Here is a 20,292-nt window from a genome sequence, read left to right as displayed (position 1 = left end):
ATCAGCCTCTGTGGTAGTGCGGTTCGGCCCCACCGTAGCGGCCGGGGAGCGCGAGGACCTGGTCGCGCGGCTGCGCCTGACCGGTGCCACCGTGCGGATCAGCCCCGCCGACGTCGACCACCGCGCCCTGCTCGACGAGGCCCGCAAGCTGGTCAGGGCCGTCCTGCTGGACACGGCGGGCCATCTCGACGGCGTGGGCTTCGCCGAGACCGGGCGGGTGTTCCGGGACTGGCTGCGCGACACGGACGCGGCCGCCGCGGGGAGCGGCAGCGCGCAGCTGGTGACGGCAGAGGGGCGTTCGGTGTCCGTCGACGGCACCGTGCCGGACCACGCCTTCGCGGAACTCGCGCGGAACGCGCGGGAACCGTCCGCCGCGGACCGTGTCGCATGGGACGGGACGGCCTGGTCGCCGGCGGCGTCCGGCGGCGCGGCGGGTGTGGCGCCGCCCGCGTCCGGGCGCCGGCCGTTGCGCGTCCTGGCGATCGCCGACGAATGGTTCTCCGGGCGGGGCGGGATCAGCACGATCAACCGGGAACTCTGCGCGGCGCTGGCACGATCGGCCGGCGTCACGGTGTACTGCCTGATCACCGGCTCCGTCTCGGAGGGGGAACGGCTCGACGCCGCTCGGGCGGACGTCGCACTGATCGAGGCTCCGCGGGCCCCGCTCCGCAGCGGGCAGACCCTCCTGCTGCCGCCGGCCCTGCCCGACGGGGCGGAGCCGGACCTCGTCATCGGGCACGGCCATGTGACCGGGACGCACGCGCGCGGGATGGTCGCCGGCTTCTTCCGGCGAGCGTGCCTGTTCCACGTCGTGCACACCGAGCCCGACCTCCTCGAATGGCGCAAGCCGGGCCGCGAGGAGGACCCCGCCCGGCGGGCCGAGGAACGCTCCTGGGAGCAGTGGCAACTGGGGGCCGGAGCCACCCGCGCGGTCGGTGTCGGACCGGTCCTGCACCGGATGCTCCAGCGCGACCTCCCGCGCGGGGCACCGCCGCCCCTGCGGCTGGACCCCGGATTCGACCTCTCCCGGACGCCTCCGCCCGAGAACCTCCGGGGCGTGCCGCTGGTCACGCTGATGGGCCGGCTGGAGGACGAGGACGCCAAGGGGGTCGGCCTCGCCGTGCGGGCGACGAACCGGGCCGTCGGGCTGCGGCCGGACCTCGGCCGGGTCGACCTCATGCTGCGCGGGACGGCGGAGGGCCGGGCAGCCGCTCTCGCCGAGAAGGCGGCGCACTGGGCCACGGAGCCGGACCTGCGGGTGCTGCCCCGCGACTACACCACCGACCGGGCGCGGCTGGACCACGACCTGGGACGGGTGTGGCTGGCGTTGATGCCGTCCCGGTCCGAGGCGTTCGGCCTGGTGGGCGCGGAACACATACGGGCGGGCGTGCCCTGCCTGGTGAGCGCGGACAGCGGGCTGGGAGCACTGCTCGCCGAGGTCGTGCCCGAGCTCGCGCGCCACGTCGTCGTCCCCGTCACGGGCCGCGAGGACGACGACGCCGTGTGGGCCCACCACATCGCCGCCGCCCTCGCCGAACCCGGGATCGCGCTGGAGCGGGCCCGGAAACTGCGCGACGCCATGGCCGGTGCCCGCAGTTGGGCCGCGGCGGCGCACACACTGCTCGACGCGGCACGCGCGGCGCTCGCCGGACCCGGGTGAGACCCGGCCGTCATTTCACCGCACCGGCGCGCGGAAGGCGACGGCCGACACGTCACGGGCCAGGGTGCCGCCGTGGAAGCCGTACGTGCCGATCGACTCGACGCGCACGACCAGGCAGAACCGCTCCGTGGTCGCCAGCCGGGCGGCCAGTTCCCGCCAGGACGTCAGCAGATAGTGCACGGCGGCGTGATTGGCCATGGAGGTCTGTCCGCTGACCAGGACGACCGGCCGCCGGGCGCCCGGCGGCACGAACTTCGCGACCAGCGCGTGCTCCTGGTCACCGCGCCGCCACGGGAACACCTCGCCCCCGGCCTCGATGGCCATGGAGAGCCCGGGCGCGTCGAAGGGGTGGACGGTCACGCCGGGCAGGTTGTGGCGCAGATGGCCGCCGGTACGGACGTTGGACCCGTTCTCCGGGCTGCCGATGCAGAACTCGACCGCCGCGCCGTTGCTGCCGCGGAACTCGTCGCTCGAGCGCATCGTCACCTCGCAGCCCAGTTCCGTCGCCAGCGTCGCCGCTTTCAGCAGGGCCTGTACGTCTCGGTGCTGGGCGCTGCCGGGCGCGTCCCACTTGTTGTTCATCACCACGATGCACGGATCGCCCGGCACGATGCCGAAGAACCGGGCCTTGCGCCGCAGGAAGCGCCGCCTCGCGTGACGCTGCCACAACCACACCGCTCCACCGCTGAGCGTGCTGGTGACCAGCCCGATCACTATGTTCAGCAAGATGCCCGTCATGCTGTCCCTCCCCCGGGTCCGGCCCTTCATGGTGGCAGGAAAGGGGGCCTCGCGGCCCTGGTGGGGCGAGGGGTGAACCCCGGACCCGGCAGCGGGGCCGGTGCGTGCCGGATCCGGGGTCGCGACGGGCCCCGGCGGGGCGTGGGAGCCGACCCGCCGTGCCACGGCGCTCCCCGGTGCGGAATACTCGTCCGATGAGTTCACGCACGTCCCCGGTCAGCCGGCCGGTCACGATACGGAGGGCAGTCGCGCGGGATGCCCGACGGCTCACGCGGCTCGTGCGCGGCTCAGGCGCCTACCAGGGGAAATACGCGGTCGCGGTGGCGGGCTACCGGGTCGGTCCCGACTACATCGAAGCCCACCGCGTCTTCGTGGCCGTCGACGCCGGGGAGCAGGGCGGCCGGGTCCTCGGGTTCTACTCGCTCGTCCTCGCCCCGCCGGAGCTGGACCTGCTGTTCGTCGCGGACGACGTGCAGGGCCGTGGCATCGGACGGCTGCTCGTCGCGCACATGCTGTCCGAGGCCCGTGCCGCCGGGACCGACCGCCTCAAGGTCGTGTCGCACCCTCCCGCCCAGGACTTCTACCACCGCGTCGGCGCGGTCCGGACCGGGACCGTGTTCGCGAACCCGCCCGCCGTGCCGTGGGACCGCCCCGCATTCGAGTTCCGCGTTCCGTCCCGTTGACGCGGGGCGCCGGTCACCGCCCGCTTCCCTTCCCGGGTTGTCCGGCCTGCGCGGGCTCCGTCTGTACGATGCTCGGGCGTCTTGCCTCACGTACCTCGCCGACGAGGGTGTGCCGCCGGGGCCTTGAGTCCCATCAGCGAGCACAGTCGAGGAAACGGTGACAGACACCCAAGGAGCGGCCCGGCCCGGCCAACTGTCGATCGACCACACCACCGTCGAGGGCATCCGGGTGGTCACCCTGCGCGGCGAGATCGACCACGCCGTCAAGGACCTGCTCAGCGAGGCCCTCCTGTCCTGCGACGGCGCGGCGCCCCGGCGGACCGTGGTGGACCTCAGCGGCGTGACCTTCTTGGACTCCAGCGGCATCAACGTCTTCGTCGCCGTCCACCAGGCCGCGAGTGACGGTCAGGGATGGGTGCGTATCGCCGGCGCCCAGGAATCGGTGCTCAGGCTCCTTGAGATCGTCGGCCTGGACGAGGTCATCGGCTGCCATCCCACCGTCGGCCAGGCCCTGACCGCCTGACCCGCGCCGTTCCCGGCCACCGCGTTTCTACCCGGCTTCCGCGCCTGGGGCATCCAGAGACGTCAAACTCCGAGTGAATCAATATCTGTTCCCGAGGGATCAGATTTTGGGGGGCCGTGTAGCGGGAGTTTTCGTCGCGAGAGAAGAGTGGAATTATCCAACGCACACGGACCGCTCCGGCGTGCTACTGTCTATCTCAGTTGCAGTTGTGGTTCCCAAGACTTCAAGTGCGCCCACCGGGCTTCTGCCGGGCGGGAGCACTTTTGTATTTCCGGTCATTTCCGGGCGGGGTAATCATCGCGGCGACACGGCGTCCGCGTGGTGCGGAAGCCGATGCACTGCCCCAAAGGAGATATGACATGGCTGCTGGTACCGTGAAGTGGTTCAACGCGGAAAAGGGCTTCGGCTTCATCGAGCAGGACGGTGGCGGCGCCGACGTGTTCGCCCACTACTCGAACATCGCCGCGCAGGGCTTCCGTGAGCTGCTCGAAGGCCAGAAGGTGAACTTCGACATCGCGCAGGGCCAGAAGGGCCCGACGGCCGAGAACATCGTTCCGGCCTGACGCTCACGCACCATCTGTAGCTGGGGCCCGCATCCTTCGGGGTGCGGGCCCCAGCTGCACGCGTATCCCGCAGCGGCTTTCACCCGCGGGACGCCCCGGAGGAATCCGCAGTACCACCACAAGCGGTTCCTCCCGCAGGACGCAAACGCCTCCTGAAGCGCTGCACCGCAGCCGGCGCCCGGATCGCAAGGTCCCCATCGCGTCACCCATTTCAGCGCCCGCGCCCACGGATGTTTCCGCCGGCCGGCTCTGCTTTCTTTTGCCACCGGTCCATACTTGTAATTCTCCATGCCATGCATCGCGGCGGGAATTCCTTGATATGTGCCACATCGAGGAAGGTTCCGCATGAACCGCACGTACACGAACGACCGCCCCGCCCGCGCCCGTAATAGCAGTGCCGACGCCGGAAGGGGCGGCAGCCGCTTCGGCTCGCCGGCGCCGCGCCGTTCGGGCGGGCCTGCCCGTTCCGGCGGTTACGGCCGCCGGCCCGCCGCGGTGCAGGGTGAGTTCGCGCTCCCCGAAACGATCACCCCCGCGCTGCCGGCAGTCGAGGGCTTCGCCGATCTCGACATGCCCGAGCAACTGCTGGCCGAACTCGGCAGGCAGGGTGTGACCGCACCGTTCCCGATCCAGGGCGCGACGCTGCCGAACTCCTTGGCGGGCCGTGACGTCCTGGGCCGCGGCCGCACCGGGTCCGGCAAGACCCTGGCCTTCGGTCTCGCTCTGCTCGCCCGCACCGCCGGACAGCGTGCCGAGCCCCGCCAGCCGCTGGGACTGATCCTCGTACCCACGCGTGAGCTGGCGCAGCAGGTGACCGACGCGCTGACCCCGTACGCCCGCTCCGTGCGGCTGCGGCTGGCCACGGTGGTAGGCGGCATGTCGATCGGCCGGCAGGCCAGTGCGCTGCGCGGCGGCGCCGAGGTCGTCGTCGCGACCCCGGGCCGGCTCAAGGACCTCATCGACCGCGGCGAATGCCGGCTGAACCACGTGGGCATCACGGTGCTGGACGAGGCCGACCAGATGGCCGACATGGGCTTCATGCCCCAGGTCACCGCGCTGCTCGACCAGGTGCGCCCGGAGGGGCAGCGCATGCTGTTCTCCGCCACCTTGGACCGCAACGTCGACCTTCTGGTGCGCCGCTATCTGACCGATCCCGTCGTGCATTCGGTCGACCCGTCGGCCGGTGCGGTCACGACGATGGAGCATCACGTCCTGCACGTCCACGGCGCCGACAAGCACGCCGCCACGACCGAGATCGCTGCCCGCGACGGTCGCGTGATCATGTTCCTGGACACCAAGCACGCCGTCGACCGGCTGACCCAGGACCTGCTCAACAGCGGGGTGCGGGCCGCCGCGCTGCACGGCGGCAAGTCGCAGCCGCAGCGCACCCGCACGCTGGCGCAGTTCAAGACGGGGCACGTCACCGTGCTGGTGGCGACCAACGTCGCGGCGCGCGGCATCCACGTCGACAACCTCGACCTGGTCGTCAACGTCGACCCGCCGACCGACCACAAGGACTACCTCCACCGCGGCGGCCGCACCGCTCGTGCCGGCGAGTCCGGCAGCGTCGTCACCCTGGTCACGCCGAACCAGCGCCGAGGCATGGTCCGTCTGATGTCGGACGCCGGAATCCGGCCGCAGACCACCCAGGTCCGCTCGGGCGACGAGGCCCTGAGCCGGATCACCGGCGCCCAGACCCCGTCAGGCATCCCGGTCGTCATCACCGCACCGGTGGTCGAACGCCCCAAGCGCAGCGCCACCTCCCGAGGCCGCCGCCGCCCCGCCTCGGCGACCAGGCGCACCCCGGTACGCCAGTCCGGCTTCGGTGCGGTGGCCTAGAACTTCCGTGATCAGGAAGCCGGCGCATCTCTGCAGGAGGCACCCTTGACGATGGTTCAGACGCAGCCCCGCCCGGCGGACACCAACCCCGTGCACACGACGATGACTGAGGTCATGGACCCGGCCGGACCGCAGGTCTGTGACGACATGAGCGTCGAGGTGGCGCTGGCCGTCATGGCTGCCGCGCGCACGGCCCGACTGGTCGTCTGCGACCAGGACGGCCAGTGCACCGGTCTGGTCACCCGTACCGAACTCGCCGCCGTCCGTGACAGCTCCGGCTACACGGACCGTGTCCGCCTGCGCGACATCCTCGGCGACCACGGTTCGTCCACCTCACCCGTGACCACGATCGCCGAAGCCGAGCACGCGATGCGCGCCCGTCGGCTCGGTGTCCTGCCGGTGGTCGACGAACAAGGCAGCGCCCTGGGCATCCTCAGCCCGATGCAGCACGCTTCCGCGATGCTCGGCACCCCCGTCTCGGTCTGACCGGGTACACAGACACGAGCCGACACCTGAACAGCAGTGTGGGCCCGACCGGTACGCCGGTCGGGCCCACACTGCGTGCAGCGGGTTCCCGTCGCCGTCGCTCAGTGGTCGGAACAGCTGAAGCCGACCACGGTCCAGGCGCCGACGTCCTCGCTCGCAACCCGGTACCTCCCGCCCGTCTCCTGACCCCCACCGTGCCCTGCAGGATCCGGGCGGACCGCTTCGCCGGCCATCCGGCTGCTTGAGCGGTGAAGCTACCGGGCAAGGAAGGCGCTCACGGTCTTGCCGCCGGAGGCGCGGCTGGTGACCGCCGTGGCGTGGGCAGGCCGGTGACCATGGGCCGGCCGAAGCCCCCGTGCCGTATCGCGTGCGCCGGCAATGGCTGTTGTGGAACGGCTGCGGCGCCGGCAATCACCGTGATCATCAGGGTCACCCTGGCGTCTGAATCAGCCGTGCCCCCTGCCCGTGCCTGCCCAGCCCCTGTGCCCTGCCCCTCCACCCGCCAACCCCGGGCCGTGCCGGTTCGCCACGAGCTTCCGGACCGAGTCTCGGAGCTGCTTGAACCATCCGTGGGCCGGTCGAGGCGCAACTGGCCGAGGCGGAGTACCTCATCTTCGAGCACGCGCAAATCTATGCCAGTCACAGTAGACATTCGTCAGCGGTGTGGTTATGGTTTTCCCGTAGCCGAGATCGAGCAAGGCCCGGCAGAGATGAACTGCCGGGCAGCAGTACGCAGTTGCAGTGAGCAGGACGGTGCGGTGGTGGAGTTGCGAAGCCGGAGCAGTTGCAGGATGGCGACGGGACTGACGACCGGACCGGGTGGCCCGCAGTGATCAGGGGCCGCCATGAGCAGCACCGCAGTCGCAGTACCCGTAAGTGAAGGTTCGCAGTACCCAGCAGCGAAGTCGGTGAGAAGTACCTCGGTGAAGGCGTCGGCTGCGGGCGCGCGCACCGGGAAGTTCGGCAGTGGGGTTCTACGCCAGAGCAGACGCAGGACGGGCGACGGGGCCGGCTGCCGAAGAGTGGCGCTGTTCGAGGCCACCAGTAGTTCGCAGTTTCCGTCAGTGAGTAGTTGATCAAGAGGGAGAACGGAGGAGCCGAGCGCCATCAGGATCGCCCGGGCGCAAGTCTTGGCCCCGGGTACCGCAGGACATCGATAGTGAGGTGGTCTCCGGTCAGGCAACCGCGATCCCCGCGCCCCCGACAGCAACTCGGTCGGGTCCGCGGAAACAGAGGGCCGGTGCAGTATCAGGGCCGGCAGATGGTGTAGTAGTTCCTTCGGGGCCCTGGCGGCGGTACGGCGCCAGGGCCCCTCCACGTATGCCACAGAGAGGTGCAATGACTGCAGACGACACGTTCGGCCGTCTCGATGACGACGACTACCCCGCCTACACCATGGGCCGAGCCGCCGAACTGCTCGGCACCACACAGAGCTTCCTCCGCGCTGTCGGCGAACACCGCCTCATCACCCCACTCCGCTCCGCAGGCGGCCACCGCCGCTACTCCCGCTACCAGCTACGTATTGCCGCCCGCGCCCGGGAACTCGTCGACCAAGGGACCCCCATCGAGGCCGCCTGCCGGATCGTCATCCTCGAAGACCAGCTCGAGGAAGCCCAGCGCCTCAACGCCGAATATCGCCGTTCCGCCGAATCGGCGAACCCGACGGCAGCAGCATGAGATGAGTGCCCGTCAGCGTCGGCGGGCACCACACGTACGGTCTCGGTGTGCGGTGTGATCATTTCCTAGGGTGACGCGGTATGTGTGCGTGTAGCGTCTGCGTCAGCTGTCGTGGTCCGGAATTCCCTCTTGCCCCGCGCCTTCGGTGTGGGCGTTTTGCTGTGCTGTGCCGCAGGGACCCGCGGAGAACGGCTTCGGCTTCATCGCCCAGGACGGCGGCGGTCCCCTCCCGCCGGACCAGCGGTCCGTGCTGCTGTGGATCGTCTGGACAGGAGCGTTGGCCGGCATCGCGTTCCGGGTCCTGTGGCCTTTACCGCGCACTACACCGCCATCCCGCTCGCCACCTACTGACCTCGGGACAGTGTTCCGGTCCGCCGCTCGTCGCCCACGCCGCCGCGTGCTGGACCGCGACGGGCCGGGCGGTCGCCGACGCAATCTCCCCGCGCGTTCGAGCACGGTGAGTCGCCTATGTTCGCTGCGTCCCGGGGAGATCGCCACCGGATCAGAACTCCGAGCGCAGCCCCTCGGCACTCCAGCCACCGGTCGGACAACTGACCGACAGGTGCATCCGTTCAGTGGCTCTGTGGTGCAATGACATCTACCGGTCACCAGGCTTGACGCCAGCCCCTCGCATCCCCGGGCCGGAGCCCTGAGCAGCAGCGAGCAGCGAGGAGTCACCGTGACCGTGCGCGGGCCGGACGAGGACGGTGGGCTGACCACCCCTACTCCCGCGAACGGGGGTGGCCGGGGCAGGGCGATAACCCTGGCGGAGACTCTGGCCGCAGCGGAGTCCGCGGCACCTGTGGAGTCGCTCGACGTGGTCGCGGGCATGCTCAAGGAGCGCCTCGGGGCCGCTGCGGTGTCGTTCCTCATCACCGACTTCACCGGTGGCTCGGTCGTACGGTTGGGGGCGGCGGGCAGCATCGATACCGATGAACCCGCCCAGCGCATCATGCTGCGGGGCACGCTCTACGACGACGTGATCCGTACCCAGCGGCCGAGCATGGAGGACAAGGGCGACGGCGCGCTCGTGCGGATCGTCGCCCCGGTGACCAACCGCGGGGACGCCATCGGGCTCCTCGAACTCTTCATGCCCGCGACGCCGGACGCGGAGGTGATGCGGGAGATCGGCGAGACCGCGCACGCCCTGGCGTACATCGTCATCGCGAATCGGTCGTTCACTGACGTGTACCAGTGGGGTCGCCGCACCAAGCCGCTGAGCCTGGCCGCGGAGATCCAGCACCGGTCGCTCCCGGCGTCGCTGGCGTGCGAGGCGGCGCAGTTCGCGGTGGCCGGAGCGCTGGAGCCGGCCGACCACGTCGGGGGAGACACCTTCGACTACGTGATCGACCGGAACACCGTCCAGCTCTCCGTCACCGATGCCATGGGGCACGATGTCGCTGCCGCGCTGCTGGCCACGCTTGCGGTGGGCGCCTTGCGCCGGGCCCGGCGGGCCAGCGGCGACCTCGCCGAACAGGCCCGCCAGGCCGACCAGGCCATGCGGGAGCACGGCCACAAGGGCTACGTCACCGGCCAGCTCCTGCGTATCAGCCTGGTCGACGGCACGACCGAGTTCGTCAACGCCGGGCACCCCTGGCCGCTGCGGATGCGGGACGGCCAGGTGCGGGAGATCTCTCCGAAGATCGACATGCCGTTCGGTTTCCAGGTCCCTCATACCTACCGGGTCCAGTCGCTGGACCTGCTGCCGGGCGACCGGCTGGTGATGCTGACCGACGGCATGCTGGAGGGCAACGCCAACAGCGTCGATCTGTCCGACCTGATCGTGCGCACCCGCGATCTGCATCCCCGTGAGGCCGCCCGCACCCTCATCGCGGCGATCGTCGACGCCAACCACGGCCACCTGCAGGACGACGCGACCGTCATGTGCCTGGACTGGCACGGCGTCGGCCACTCCGCGCGGGACGCCGACACCGGCGCCAACCTCTCCGACGCCTCCGCCCCGTCGCGGACGGGTCGGACGACTCCTGGGCGATGACTCGACGACTGCTCCGACACCACGCTACGTCCGGTCTAGGACATCAGCGACGGGCGAGGCGCCGTTCGCCGCCCGCACCCGTTCGGTAGGCGAGTTCGTAGTGCGCGAAGACTGTCTTCTCGTCCTCCGCGAGCAGTTCGCCGTCCGTGCCGATCGAGGGCGCTTCCTTGACCTGCTTCTTGTCGTAGGCGACCTTCAGATAACCGGGACCGACCGTCGCGTCGCCGAGAGGGACGAACACCAGCCGGTGCCGGGTCGGCAGGCCGACCGTCACCGTCGCGAACGCGGGCCGGTCTGTGGCCGTGTCGACATAGACCGCCTCCAGGACGCCGATCTTGCGCCGCTCGTGGTCGACCACGTCGTGGCCTCGCCATTCCCTGATGTCTTGCGCCGAGGACGCACTGTCCCCACGGTCAAGCGTGCACACCGAAGAACTCGTACGTGGACCCGCGAGTCTCCGCAGTGCCGGGCGTGCCTCCCTCCGAGGTGCAAGCCGCCAGGTCGCCCTGGCCGTGTGGGATCTCCTGAGACGTGAGAGGGTCTGGGGCGTGAGTGAGACACCACCGAACACCCTGCAATACCGCTTCGACGGGCCCGAAGACGCTCCGGTCCTGCTCTTGGGTCCCTCACTGGGTACCACGTGGCACATGTGGGACCGTCAGGTGCCGGAGCTGGCCGGGCAGTGGCGGGTCTTCCGGTTCGATCTGCCCGGGCACGGCGGCGCCCCCGCGCACCCCGCCGGCTCCGTCGCCGACCTCACCGCCCGGCTGCTGGCCACGCTGGACGCGCTCGGCGTGCAGCGCTTCGGCTACGCGGGCTGCGCGCTGGGCGGCGCCATCGGCATCGAGCTGGCCCTGCGCCACCCCGAGCGGCTCGCCTCGCTGGCGCTGGTCGCCGCCTCGCCCCGGTTCGGCACCCCCGACGAGTTCCGCCAGCGCGGGGTGGTGGTCCGGACCAACGGGCTCGACCCGATCGCCCGGACCGCGCCCGACCGCTGGTTCACCGGCGGGTTCGCCGCCGCGCAGCCCGCGATCACCGAGTGGGCCGTGCAGATGGTCCGCACCACCGACCCGGGCTGCTACATCGCCGCCTGCGAGGCCCTGGCCGGCTTCGACGTCCGGCCCGAGCTGGGCCGGGTCGGCGTACCGACGCTGGTGCTGGTCGGCTCCGACGACCAGGTCACCGGCCCCGCCGAGGCCCGCACCCTGGTCGCCGGCATCCCGGACGCCCGGCTCGCGGTCGTCCCCGGCGCCTCCCACCTGGTGCCGGTCGAGCAGCCCGCCGCCGTCACCGATCTGCTCGTCCACCACTTCTCCACCGCCTGGCAGCAGCCCTTCGACACCGGCCAGACCGCCCTGCCGGCCGCCGCCCCCGCCTCCGCCGCCGTGCCCGCCCCGGCCGCGCCGCCGCAGCCCGCCCCGGTCGCCGAGATCGCCCCGGCGGCCGTACCGGCACAGTCCGGCGCGCAGCCCGACCGGTACGCGACCGGGCTGAAGATCCGCCGCGAGGTGCTCGGCGACGCGCACGTGAACCGGACCCTGGAGGAGGCCGGCCCGTTCTCCGGGGACTTCCAGGAGTTCGTCACCCGCTACGCCTGGGGCGAGATCTGGGACCGGCCGGGCCTGGACCGCCGCACCCGCAGCTGTGTCGCGCTGACCGCGCTGGCCGCCGGCGGCCACCTGGAGGAGCTGGCCGCGCACACCCGGGCCGCCCTGCGCAACGGGCTGACCCCGGCCGAGATCGCCGAGGTGCTGCTCCAGACGGCCGTCTACTGCGGGGCGCCCGCCGCGAGCAGCGCGTTCCGGGTGGCCCAGCAGGTCATCCAGGAGGAGACCACGCCCGCCGGGTAGCGCCCCGGGAGGCGGCCGCAGGCGTCAGGATGGGAGCCATGAAGCTCACGAAGAAGTCCCACGCCTGCGTCCGCCTCGACAAGGAGGGACGGACGCTCGTCATCGACCCGGGCGGGTTCTCCGAGGAGGACGCGGCGCTCGGCGCGGACGCCGTCCTGGTCACGCACGAGCACCCGGACCACTTCGACGAGTCCCGGCTGCGGGCCGCCCTGGAGGACAACCCGGCCGCGGAGATCTGGACGCTGAAGTCGGTCGCCGAGCGGATCGCGGCCGCCTTCCCGGGCCGGGTGCACACCGTCGGCCACGGCGACACCTTCACCGCCGCCGGCTTCGACGTGCAGGTGCACGGCGAGCTGCACGCGGTGATCCACCCGGACCTGCCGCGCGTCACCAACGTCGGCTATCTGATCGACGACGGCAAGGTCTTCCACCCCGGCGACGCCCTGACCGTGCCCGGCCGGCCGGTGGAGACGCTGATGGTGCCGGTGATGGCCCCCTGGAACAAGATCGCCGAGGTCATCGACTACGTCCGCGAGGTCGGCCCGCGGCGCGCCTACGACGTCCACGACGCCCTGCTCACCGACCTCGCCCGGCCGATCTACGACGGTCACCTCGGCCGCCTGGGCGGCACCGACCACCGGCGGCTCGCGCCCGGCGCGTCGGCGGAGGTCTGAGACGGCGGGGGAGCGGTGTTGTCGGTGGTGCCGGGTAGGTTGTGAGACATGCGCATCGCCACCTGGAACGTGAACTCGATCACCGCCCGCCTGCCGCGCCTGCTGGCCTGGCTGGAGAGCAGCGGCACCGACGTGCTCTGCCTCCAGGAGGCCAAGGTCGCGGAGGAGCAGTTCCCGTCCGGCCAGCTGCGCGAGCTGGGGTACGAGTCGGCGGTGCACGCCACCGGCCGGTGGAACGGCGTGGCGGTGCTCTCCCGGGTCGGTCTGGAGGACGTGGTCAAGGGCCTGCCCGGCGACCCGGGGTACGAGGGCGTGACCGAGCCGCGCGCCGTCTCGGCGACCTGCGGCCCGGTCCGCGTCTGGTCGGTGTACGTGCCGAACGGCCGCGAGGTCGGCCACCCGCACTACGCGTACAAGCTCCAGTGGTTCGAGGCCCTGAAGGCCGCCGTGCACGGCGACGCCCAGGGCGCCCGCCCGTTCGCGGTCCTGGGGGACTACAACGTGGCGCCGGCCGACGAGGACGTCCACGACCCGGCGGCCTTCGAGGGCTCCACCCACGTCACGCCCGCCGAGCGCGCCGCGCTCGCCTCCCTGCGCGAGGCGGGTCTGAGCGACGTGGTGCCCCGCCCGCTGAAGTACGACCGGCCGTTCACGTACTGGGACTACCGCCAGCTCTGCTTCCCGAAGAACCGCGGCATGCGCATCGACCTGGTGTACGGCAACGAGCCGTTCGCGCGGGCCGTCAAGGACGCCTACGTCGACCGCGAGGAACGCAAGGGCAAGGGCGCCTCCGACCACGCGCCGGTGGTGGTCGACCTGGACGTGTGATGCCACGCTGGGTCCATGCACCTTCCGTTCCTGGGCCCCCGGCACAAGAAGAACGGTGACGCGGCCGCCCTCGTCGACCCCGGGGCGGTCGCCGGGCTGCTGGCCGAGTGCGAGCTGCTGCGTTCGCAGGCGGCCCGGGCGGGCGTCCGCCTGGACGACACCCCGGCCTCCCTGGAGGCCCTGGACCAGATGGTCCCGCGCTGGCGGGACGACCCCGAGACGCTGCCCTGGCTGGGCCACGACGCCGGGCTGTACCTGGGCACGGTCGTGGTGCGCACGGTGCCCGGCGCCGGCTGGCGGATCCGGTCCGACGGCGAACCCGTCGTACGGCTCGCCTCCGGCCGCACGGTCGAGGTGGTGCCGGCCGGACAGGAGTGGGCCGCGACCGGCGCCCCCGGCCTGTCCCAGCTGTACGCCGGGATCGCCGAGACCTGAGCCCGGCCACGACCCCCGGCCCTCGCTGACGTAAATACGGCTAATGCCCGGCAGGTGCGTGTCGTCCCTCGACTCCGCGGCCCGCCGGATAGGTTGCGCCGATCACGACACAGCCGAAACCGAGCGGGGCCGCGGATGTCCGTCGATCCGTCGACCGGACCGCGGGACCTCACCACGTACTGCGGCGAGCCGCATGTCCCGAGGGACTTCCTCGCCGAGGTCCTCGCGCACCGACCGGGGGACCGCGACCCATGTGCCCTGCCACCCGGGCGCGCCGGGCCCTGGGCGCCGCCCTCGCCTGCCTGCTCGCCGCCGGCCTCGCCGCCGCCTGCGGCAAGGAGGGCAGCCCGCCCGGCAAGGGCCCGGCACCCGAGCGGCTGCCGCACTACCGGGTGGCGCGGGACGTCCGCCTGCCCGCCTCCCCGACCTGGACGCGGGCGAAGCGGCGCGGCCACCTCGTCGTCGGCGTCAAGGAGGACCAGCCCTACCTCGGCGAGAAGGACCCGGCCACCGGCACCTACGCCGGGTTCGACATCGAGATCGCCAAGATGATGTCCGCCTCCCTCGGCTTCCCGCCGCGGTCCGTCCGCTTCCGCACGATCGCCTCCGCCAACCGCGAAACCGCCCTGCAGAACGGCCAGATCGACCTGTACGTCGGCACCTACACCATCAACGCGCGCCGCGCGAAGCTGGTCGGCTTCGCCGGCCCCTACTACCTGGCCGGGCAGTCGCTGCTCGTCCGCCGCGCCGAGGACGACATCCACGGCCCCGGCGACCTGGCCGGCAGACGCGTCTGCTCGGCGGCCGGCTCCACGCCCTACCAGCGCCTCAAGGCCGACTACCCGAAGGCGGTCCTGGTGGCCTACGACACCTACTCGGTCTGCGTCGACAACCTCCTCACCTACCAGGTCGACGCGGTCACCACCGACGACGCCATCCTCATCGGCTACGCGGCCAAGGCCCCCCGCGAACTCAAGGTCGTCGGCAAACCGTTCTCCGAGGAGCCCTACGGCATCGGCGTCCCGCGCGGCGACACCGCCCTGCGCCTCGCCCTGGACGACGCCCTGCGGGCGCGCGAGCGCGACGGCGACTGGAAGAAGGCGTACGACGCCACGCTCGGCCTCTCCGGAGTCCCCGCGCCCCACCCGCCCGCCATCGACCGCCACCCGGCGAGCTGACCGAGGACGGCATGCACGTACTGACAGACAACTTCGCGCTCTACGGCGAGGGTTTCCTCGGCACCCTCGAACTCACCGTGTACGCCTCCGTGCTGGCCCTCGTGCTGGGCTTCCTGACGGCGGCCTTCCGGGTCGCGCCCGTCGGCTCGCTGCGCGCCTTCGGCACCATGTGGGTCACCGTGCTGCGCAACACCCCGCTCACCCTGCTGTTCTTCGCCGTGCTGCTCGGCCTGCCCCGGTTCGGACTCGTCCTGCCCTTCGAGGTGTTCGCCGTCCTCGCGCTCGGCTGCTACACCTCGGCGTTCGTCTGCGAGGCGCTGCGCTCCGGCATCAACACCGTGCCCGCCGGGCAGGGCGAGGCCGCCCGCAGCCTCGGCATGACCTTCGGGCAGACCCTGTCGCTGATCGTGCTGCCGCAGGCCTTCCGGGCCGTGATCCCGCCCGTCGGCTCCGCCCTCATCGCGCTCGCCAAGAACTCCGCCATCGCGGGCGCGTTCAGCGTCACCGAGCTGCTCGGCACCTACAAGACGCTCAACGAACTCGGCTACGACGTCGTCTGGTCCTTCGTCTGGATCGCCCTCGGCTATCTGGTGCTCACGCTCGCCATCAGCGCCCTGTTCCACGCGCTGGAGCGCAGGTGGGGAGCCGTCCGGTGACCGGGCCCGGCGCGCTCTACGACCTCCCGGGCCCGCGCACCCGGCGCCGGCACGCCCGCTACGGCGCGCTGTCCGCCGCGGTGCTCCTCGCGCTGTCCGCCTGGATCCTGTACCTCCTGTTCGCCAGCGGCCAGTTCACCACCGTCAAGTGGCGGCCGTTCGCCTACCAGGGCATCCAGGAGCTGCTGCTGCGCGGCCTCGGCAACACCCTGAAGGCATTCGCCGTCGCGGCCGTCCTCTCCCTCGCCCTCGGCGGGCTGCTGGCCACCGGCCGGCTCTCGGACCACCGGCCGGTCCGCGTTCTCGCCACGCTCGTGGTGGAGTTCTTCCGCGCCATGCCCGTCCTGGTGATGATCTTCTTCATCTTCGTGGCGCTGAAGGTGCAGCCGCTGCCCGCGCTGGTCGCCGGACTCACCCTCTACAACGGCTCGGTGCTCGCCGAGGTCTTCCGCTCCGGTGTGCACGCCGTCGAACGCGGCCAGCGGGAGGCCGCGTTCGCCCTCGGCATGCGCAAGACGCAGGTCATGACGTACGTCCTGGCACCGCAGGCGGTGCGCGCGATGCTGCCCGCCGTCATCAGCCAGCTGGTGGTCGCGCTGAAGGACACCTCGCTCGGCTTTCTCATCACCTACGAGGAGTTCCTCCATGCCGGGAAACTCATCGCCTCCAACCTCGACTACGATTTGCCGTTCATCCCCGTGGTGATGGTGATCTCGCCGATCTACATCGGGATGTGCATGCTGCTCTCGTGGTGCGCCGGCCGGGTGTCCCGCCGTGAGCAGCAAAGCCCCAAGACCGGGGCCGTGGCGGTCGCCACGGCCGGCCCTGGGGCGCTGCTGCCGGGCGGGGAGCCTCCCATGGCCCCGAAACCGTGAGGGGGCGGCAGTTCACACGGGCCAGGCTCGTCCGGCGGCAGCCGGAGATCACTGCTCGCGGAGCGGGACGGACACGTACGACGGGTCGTCCCCGGGCGAGGAGAAGGTCAGCTGCGCGCCGGACGGGTTGTGCTCGGCGTAGAGCGGGTCGACGGTGTCGACGACCAGCGCCAGGCGGTGCCCGGCGGGGACGTCGTAGGCCGTGGCGAACAGGTCCAGGTCGACGCCGAACGGCTCGCCCGGCGTCCGCCCGTGCCAGGTCAGCGGCGCGTGGGTGACCAGCCTGCCGGTGCCGAGCGGGCCCACGTCGTACAGGTAGGCGAAGAGGGTGCCGCTCTCCGCGGTCGGGGTGAGCGTGGTGTGCAGGCGGGCCGTGCCGCGCACCCGCTGGACCCCGGCGTAGCGCTCCGACTGCCACACGGCCGCCCAGCGGCGCGGCAGCAGCGGCAGCGAGGCGACGGGCGGGAGCCGGACGGCCTGGTCCAGGATGCCGGTGAGGAAGACGACGCCGCCGTCCGCGCCGGAGTCGACGTTCGTGTGGACGGTGGCGGAGCCGGCGAGCGCGAGCTTCCGGCGGGTCGCGGCGACCGACTTCCAGTCCGGATAGCTCTCGTACTCGCCGGTGCCACGGGTCTTCAGCCGGACGGGCTGCTCGCGGTCGACGCCGTTGTCCTCGCCCTTGAGGTAGTGGTCGAACCAGCGCCCGGTGTCCGTCCACACGTCGTTGGGCAGCCCGAACAGGCCGGTCAGCTCGGCGGTGGCGTGGTCGCCGGGGCGTAGCTGGAGCCGCTTGGGGACGGTGAGCTTCTCGTAGAAGGAGGCGTACTGGTTGGCCGGGAAGATGCTGTCGCCCCAGGCATTGGCGAGCATGACCGCGGGGCCGTTCTCGTTGAGCTGGTCGGCGTAGGTGGTGACGGAACGTTTCCGCCCCCAGTCGATCATCTCCTGTTCCTTGTCCAGGTCGGACGAGTAGAGGTTGTCGAAGATCGCCCGCAGCTCGGGGCTCTCGCGTCCGGTGAGGGCGGCCGCGCCGTCCAGCACGGCCACCGCCTGGAGGTGCTGGGTGCGGCCCGAGTAGACGGAGTCGATCAGGTCGGCCCAGCCGCTCAGCGCGGCCACGGCCTTGACGCGCGGGTCCCGCGCGGCGGTCAGCAGGCTGATCCCGGCGCCGTACGACACCCCGGCCATGCCGATGTGCCGCGGGTCGGCGGGGGTGTGGGCGAGGGCCCAGTCGATGACCCGGGAGGCGTCCGCGGTGTCGGGCGGACCGGCCACCTCGATCCGGCCGCCGGACTGCCAGAAGCCGCGCACGTTGTAGGCGAGCACCACATAGCCGGAATCGGCCAGCTTCCGGGCCTGGGCGAGGTACTCCACCTGGGGCAGGGCCCAGCTCGTGGGCAGCACGACGAGCGGGTAGGCGCGCGTGCCGTCGGCGCCCTCGGGCGTGAGGACGTTGGCCTTCAGCACGGTGCCGCCGTCCCCGGCGATGTCGACGAAGCGGATGTCCGGGGCGGCCTGCGCGGCAGGTGCCAGGCCCACGACGGTTCCCGCGACCAGTGCCGCCGACACCGCTGCGGCGGCCGCGGTGCGCAGCGCGGCGCGACCAGGTCCCATGAGTCACTCCCTCACTCGTGTCCGTGCAAAGTGACCCGACGGTAACCGGGCGCGCTTACCGCAAGTAACCCGTCGGTAAGTTACGTACCGGTAAAGATTGTTCACGTACCCGTGTGCGTTCGGTGACGTGGTGTGTCGGGGCGCCTCGGCGTACTGTCGGTACAGCGCCGATCTGGTTACGCTGCGCGGACTGTCCCGACGGGAGGTACGCATGGGTCGCCCAGGCAAGCGGAAACTGGTGGGTCTGGCGGTTTCGGCCGCCGTGGTGTCGGTGGGCGCGGCGCCACCCGCCGCGCCGGAGGGCGGGCCGGCCGCCAAGACACCGGTGGCCGTCGGTTACGGCGGAGCCGTGGCCAGCGTCGACGCCGACGCCTCCGCCGCCGGTATCGAGGTGCTCAAGCACGGCGGCAACGCGGTGGACGCGGCCGTCGCCACCGCCGCGGCCCTCGGCGTCACCGAGCCCTACTCCGCCGGTGTCGGCGGCGGCGGGTACTTCGTCTACTACGACGCCCGCACCCGCACCGTGCACACCATCGACGGCCGCGAGACCGCGCCGCTCGCCGCGGACGAGGGCCTGTTCACCGAGAACGGCAAGCCGCTGCCGTTCGCCGACGCGGTCACCAGCGGCCTGAGCGTCGGCACCCCGGGCACCCCCGCCACCTGGCAGAAGGCGCTGGACCAGTGGGGCAGCAAGCGGCTGGGCACCGTGCTGCGGCCGGCCGAGCGCATAGCCCGCGACGGTTTCACGGTGGACGACACCTTCCGCGCGCAGACCGCGTCCAACGAGACCCGGTTCCGCTACTTCCCGGACACCGTGAAGCTGTTCCTGCCGGGCGGCCGGCTCCCCGTCGTCGGCTCCACCCTGAAGAACCCCGAACTCGCCCGCACCTACGAGCAACTGGGCCGCGAGGGCGTCGGCGCCCTGTACCACGGGGACATCGGCGACGACATCGTCAAGACCGTCGAACACCCGCCCGTGGACCCGGCCTCCGGCTGGAAGGCCCGGCCCGGCAAGCTGGCCGAGAAGGACCTCGCGGTCTACCAGGCCAAGGCACAGGCCCCGACCAGGACGTCGTACCGCGGTCTGAACGTGTACTCCATCGCACCGTCCTCCTCCGGCGGCACCACGGTCGGCGAGGCCCTGAACATCCTGGAGAACACCGACCTGTCGAAGGCGAGCCAGACGCAGTACCTGCACCGCTATATCGAGGCCAGCCGCATCGCCTTCGCCGACCGCGGACGCTGGGTCGGCGACCCGGCCTTCGAGTCGGTGCCGACCCGGCAGCTGCTGTCCCAGCGGTTCGCCGACTCGCGCGCCTGCCTCATCAAGGACGACGCGGTCCTCACCAGCCCACTCGCCCCGGGCGACCCGCGCCACCCCGCGGCCTGCGGCGCGGGCGGCACGGCGGCCCCGACGACCTACGAGGGCGAGAACACCACCCATCTGACCGTGGCCGACAAGTGGGGCAACGTCGTCGCCTACACGCTCACCATCGAGCAGACCGGCGGCAGCGGCATCACCGTGCCGGGCCGGGGCTTCCTGCTCAACAACGAGCTGACCGACTTCTCCTTCGCCCCGGCCAACCCGGCCGTCCACGACCCGAACCTGCCCGGACCGGGCAAGCGCCCGCGCTCCTCGATCTCCCCGACGATCGTCCTGGACCGGAACAACAGGCCCGTCGTCGCGCTCGGTTCGCCGGGCGGCGCCACCATCATCACCACGGTCCTGCAGACCCTGACCGGGTTCCTCGACCGGGGGCTGCCCCTGGTCGACGCCATCGCCGCACCGCGCGCCAGCCAGCGCAACGCGGCCCGGACCGAACTCGAACCCGGGCTCTACGACAGCGCGCTGCGGGGCCGGCTGGAGGCCCTCGGGCACTCCTTCAGTCTGAACCCCGAGATCGGCGCCGCCACCGGCGTACAGCGGCTGCCGAACGGCGCGTGGCTGGCCGCCGCGGAGAAGGTACGGCGCGGCGGCGGCTCGGCGATGGTGGTGCGCCCGGAGCGGTAGCGGGCG

The 20,292-nt window shown here is 71.8% G+C and carries 19 protein-coding genes and 1 pseudogene; 17 read left to right on the top strand and 3 right to left on the bottom strand.

Annotated elements, in window-relative coordinates; translation table 11 throughout:
• The first annotated feature begins 16 nt into the window (after positions 1–16).
• The gene (locus ACH4OA_RS12350) at positions 17–1,660 is read left to right on the top strand and encodes a glycosyltransferase (protein WP_397968876.1); all 1,644 of its coding nucleotides are present in this window, start codon (positions 17–19) and stop codon (positions 1,658–1,660) included.
• Between the two features lie 15 nt (positions 1,661–1,675).
• Here ACH4OA_RS12350 and ACH4OA_RS12345 read toward each other — a convergent pair whose 3' ends face one another.
• The gene (locus ACH4OA_RS12345; protein WP_365872211.1) at positions 1,676–2,398 is read right to left on the bottom strand and encodes a hypothetical protein; all 723 of its coding nucleotides are present in this window, start codon (positions 2,396–2,398) and stop codon (positions 1,676–1,678) included.
• A 194-nt stretch (positions 2,399–2,592) separates the two neighbouring features.
• On the opposite strand from ACH4OA_RS12345, the gene ACH4OA_RS12340 reads away from it, so the two are divergent.
• The 8 genes and pseudogenes from ACH4OA_RS12340 (at position 2,593) to ACH4OA_RS12305 (ending at position 10,165) form a co-directional block, all read left to right on the top strand.
• Positions 2,593–3,081 carry a GNAT family N-acetyltransferase gene (locus tag ACH4OA_RS12340; RefSeq protein ID WP_397938812.1) on the top strand — a complete coding sequence of 163 codons (489 nt, stop codon included), beginning with the start codon at positions 2,593–2,595 and terminating at the stop codon, positions 3,079–3,081.
• A 157-nt stretch (positions 3,082–3,238) separates the two neighbouring features.
• Positions 3,239–3,604: an STAS domain-containing protein gene (locus ACH4OA_RS12335; protein ID WP_397949116.1), complete on the top strand. Its 366-nt coding sequence runs from the start codon at positions 3,239–3,241 to the stop codon at positions 3,602–3,604.
• Positions 3,605–3,963: 359 nt separating this feature from the next.
• Positions 3,964–4,167, top strand: coding sequence for a cold-shock protein (locus tag ACH4OA_RS12330; RefSeq protein ID WP_003973099.1), 204 nt, complete (start codon positions 3,964–3,966; stop codon positions 4,165–4,167).
• A gap of 345 nt (positions 4,168–4,512) precedes the next feature.
• Positions 4,513–6,006, top strand: a complete 1,494-nt coding sequence (locus ACH4OA_RS12325; RefSeq protein WP_397968874.1) for a DEAD/DEAH box helicase — start codon at positions 4,513–4,515, stop codon at positions 6,004–6,006.
• 45 nt (positions 6,007–6,051) lie between these two features.
• A complete protein-coding gene (locus ACH4OA_RS12320) occupies positions 6,052–6,492 on the top strand; it encodes a CBS domain-containing protein (protein WP_397938805.1) in 441 nt (146 codons plus the stop codon).
• 1,338 nt (positions 6,493–7,830) lie between these two features.
• On the top strand, positions 7,831–8,169 hold the full coding sequence (locus ACH4OA_RS12315) for a MerR family transcriptional regulator (RefSeq protein ID WP_365880015.1): 339 nt from the start codon (positions 7,831–7,833) through the stop codon (positions 8,167–8,169).
• A 226-nt stretch (positions 8,170–8,395) separates the two neighbouring features.
• A pseudogene (locus tag ACH4OA_RS12310) lies at positions 8,396–8,476 on the top strand (hemolysin III family protein); the annotation flags it as partial.
• A 450-nt stretch (positions 8,477–8,926) separates the two neighbouring features.
• On the top strand, positions 8,927–10,165 hold the full coding sequence (locus tag ACH4OA_RS12305) for a PP2C family protein-serine/threonine phosphatase (RefSeq protein ID WP_397969029.1): 1,239 nt from the start codon (positions 8,927–8,929) through the stop codon (positions 10,163–10,165).
• A 43-nt stretch (positions 10,166–10,208) separates the two neighbouring features.
• Here the strand turns inward: ACH4OA_RS12305 and ACH4OA_RS12300 are convergent, their stop codons facing one another.
• The gene (locus tag ACH4OA_RS12300) at positions 10,209–10,592 is read right to left on the bottom strand and encodes a PRC-barrel domain-containing protein (RefSeq protein WP_397968873.1); all 384 of its coding nucleotides are present in this window, start codon (positions 10,590–10,592) and stop codon (positions 10,209–10,211) included.
• A gap of 121 nt (positions 10,593–10,713) precedes the next feature.
• On the opposite strand from ACH4OA_RS12300, the gene ACH4OA_RS12295 reads away from it, so the two are divergent.
• From ACH4OA_RS12295 to ACH4OA_RS12265, 7 genes are all read left to right on the top strand, one after another.
• Positions 10,714–12,015, top strand: coding sequence for an alpha/beta fold hydrolase (locus ACH4OA_RS12295; RefSeq protein ID WP_397968872.1), 1,302 nt, complete (start codon positions 10,714–10,716; stop codon positions 12,013–12,015).
• Between the two features lie 38 nt (positions 12,016–12,053).
• Positions 12,054–12,689 (top strand): MBL fold metallo-hydrolase, encoded by a 636-nt coding sequence (locus ACH4OA_RS12290; protein WP_397968870.1) that lies wholly within the window; start codon positions 12,054–12,056, stop codon positions 12,687–12,689.
• Between the two features lie 48 nt (positions 12,690–12,737).
• Complete coding sequence (locus tag ACH4OA_RS12285; RefSeq protein ID WP_365880007.1) at positions 12,738–13,517, top strand: exodeoxyribonuclease III; 780 nt, start codon at positions 12,738–12,740, stop codon at positions 13,515–13,517.
• 15 nt (positions 13,518–13,532) lie between these two features.
• Complete coding sequence (locus tag ACH4OA_RS12280) at positions 13,533–13,952, top strand: DUF6278 family protein (RefSeq protein ID WP_397938793.1); 420 nt, start codon at positions 13,533–13,535, stop codon at positions 13,950–13,952.
• Positions 13,953–14,203: 251 nt separating this feature from the next.
• Positions 14,204–15,130 (top strand): glutamate ABC transporter substrate-binding protein, encoded by a 927-nt coding sequence (locus ACH4OA_RS12275; RefSeq protein WP_397968869.1) that lies wholly within the window; start codon positions 14,204–14,206, stop codon positions 15,128–15,130.
• A gap of 11 nt (positions 15,131–15,141) precedes the next feature.
• Positions 15,142–15,786 (top strand): amino acid ABC transporter permease, encoded by a 645-nt coding sequence (locus ACH4OA_RS12270; protein WP_397968867.1) that lies wholly within the window; start codon positions 15,142–15,144, stop codon positions 15,784–15,786.
• On the top strand, positions 15,783–16,661 hold the full coding sequence (locus ACH4OA_RS12265) for an amino acid ABC transporter permease (RefSeq protein ID WP_397949125.1): 879 nt from the start codon (positions 15,783–15,785) through the stop codon (positions 16,659–16,661). The genes ACH4OA_RS12270 and ACH4OA_RS12265 overlap by 4 nt, the downstream gene beginning before the upstream one ends.
• 48 nt (positions 16,662–16,709) lie before the next feature.
• Here the strand turns inward: ACH4OA_RS12265 and ACH4OA_RS12260 are convergent, their stop codons facing one another.
• Complete coding sequence (locus ACH4OA_RS12260; protein WP_397968865.1) at positions 16,710–18,275, bottom strand: CocE/NonD family hydrolase; 1,566 nt, start codon at positions 18,273–18,275, stop codon at positions 16,710–16,712.
• Between the two features lie 211 nt (positions 18,276–18,486).
• On the opposite strand from ACH4OA_RS12260, the gene ggt reads away from it, so the two are divergent.
• The gene (gene ggt / locus ACH4OA_RS12255) at positions 18,487–20,286 is read left to right on the top strand and encodes a gamma-glutamyltransferase (protein ID WP_397949129.1); all 1,800 of its coding nucleotides are present in this window, start codon (positions 18,487–18,489) and stop codon (positions 20,284–20,286) included.
• The last annotated feature ends 6 nt before the right edge of the window (positions 20,287–20,292 follow it).

Source organism: Streptomyces sp. NPDC017095 (genome assembly GCF_044332325.1).
Classification (GTDB): domain Bacteria; phylum Actinomycetota; class Actinomycetes; order Streptomycetales; family Streptomycetaceae; genus Streptomyces.
The sequence above is the reverse complement of the archived record's forward strand: the minus strand, read 5'-3'. Positions and strand labels throughout refer to the sequence as shown.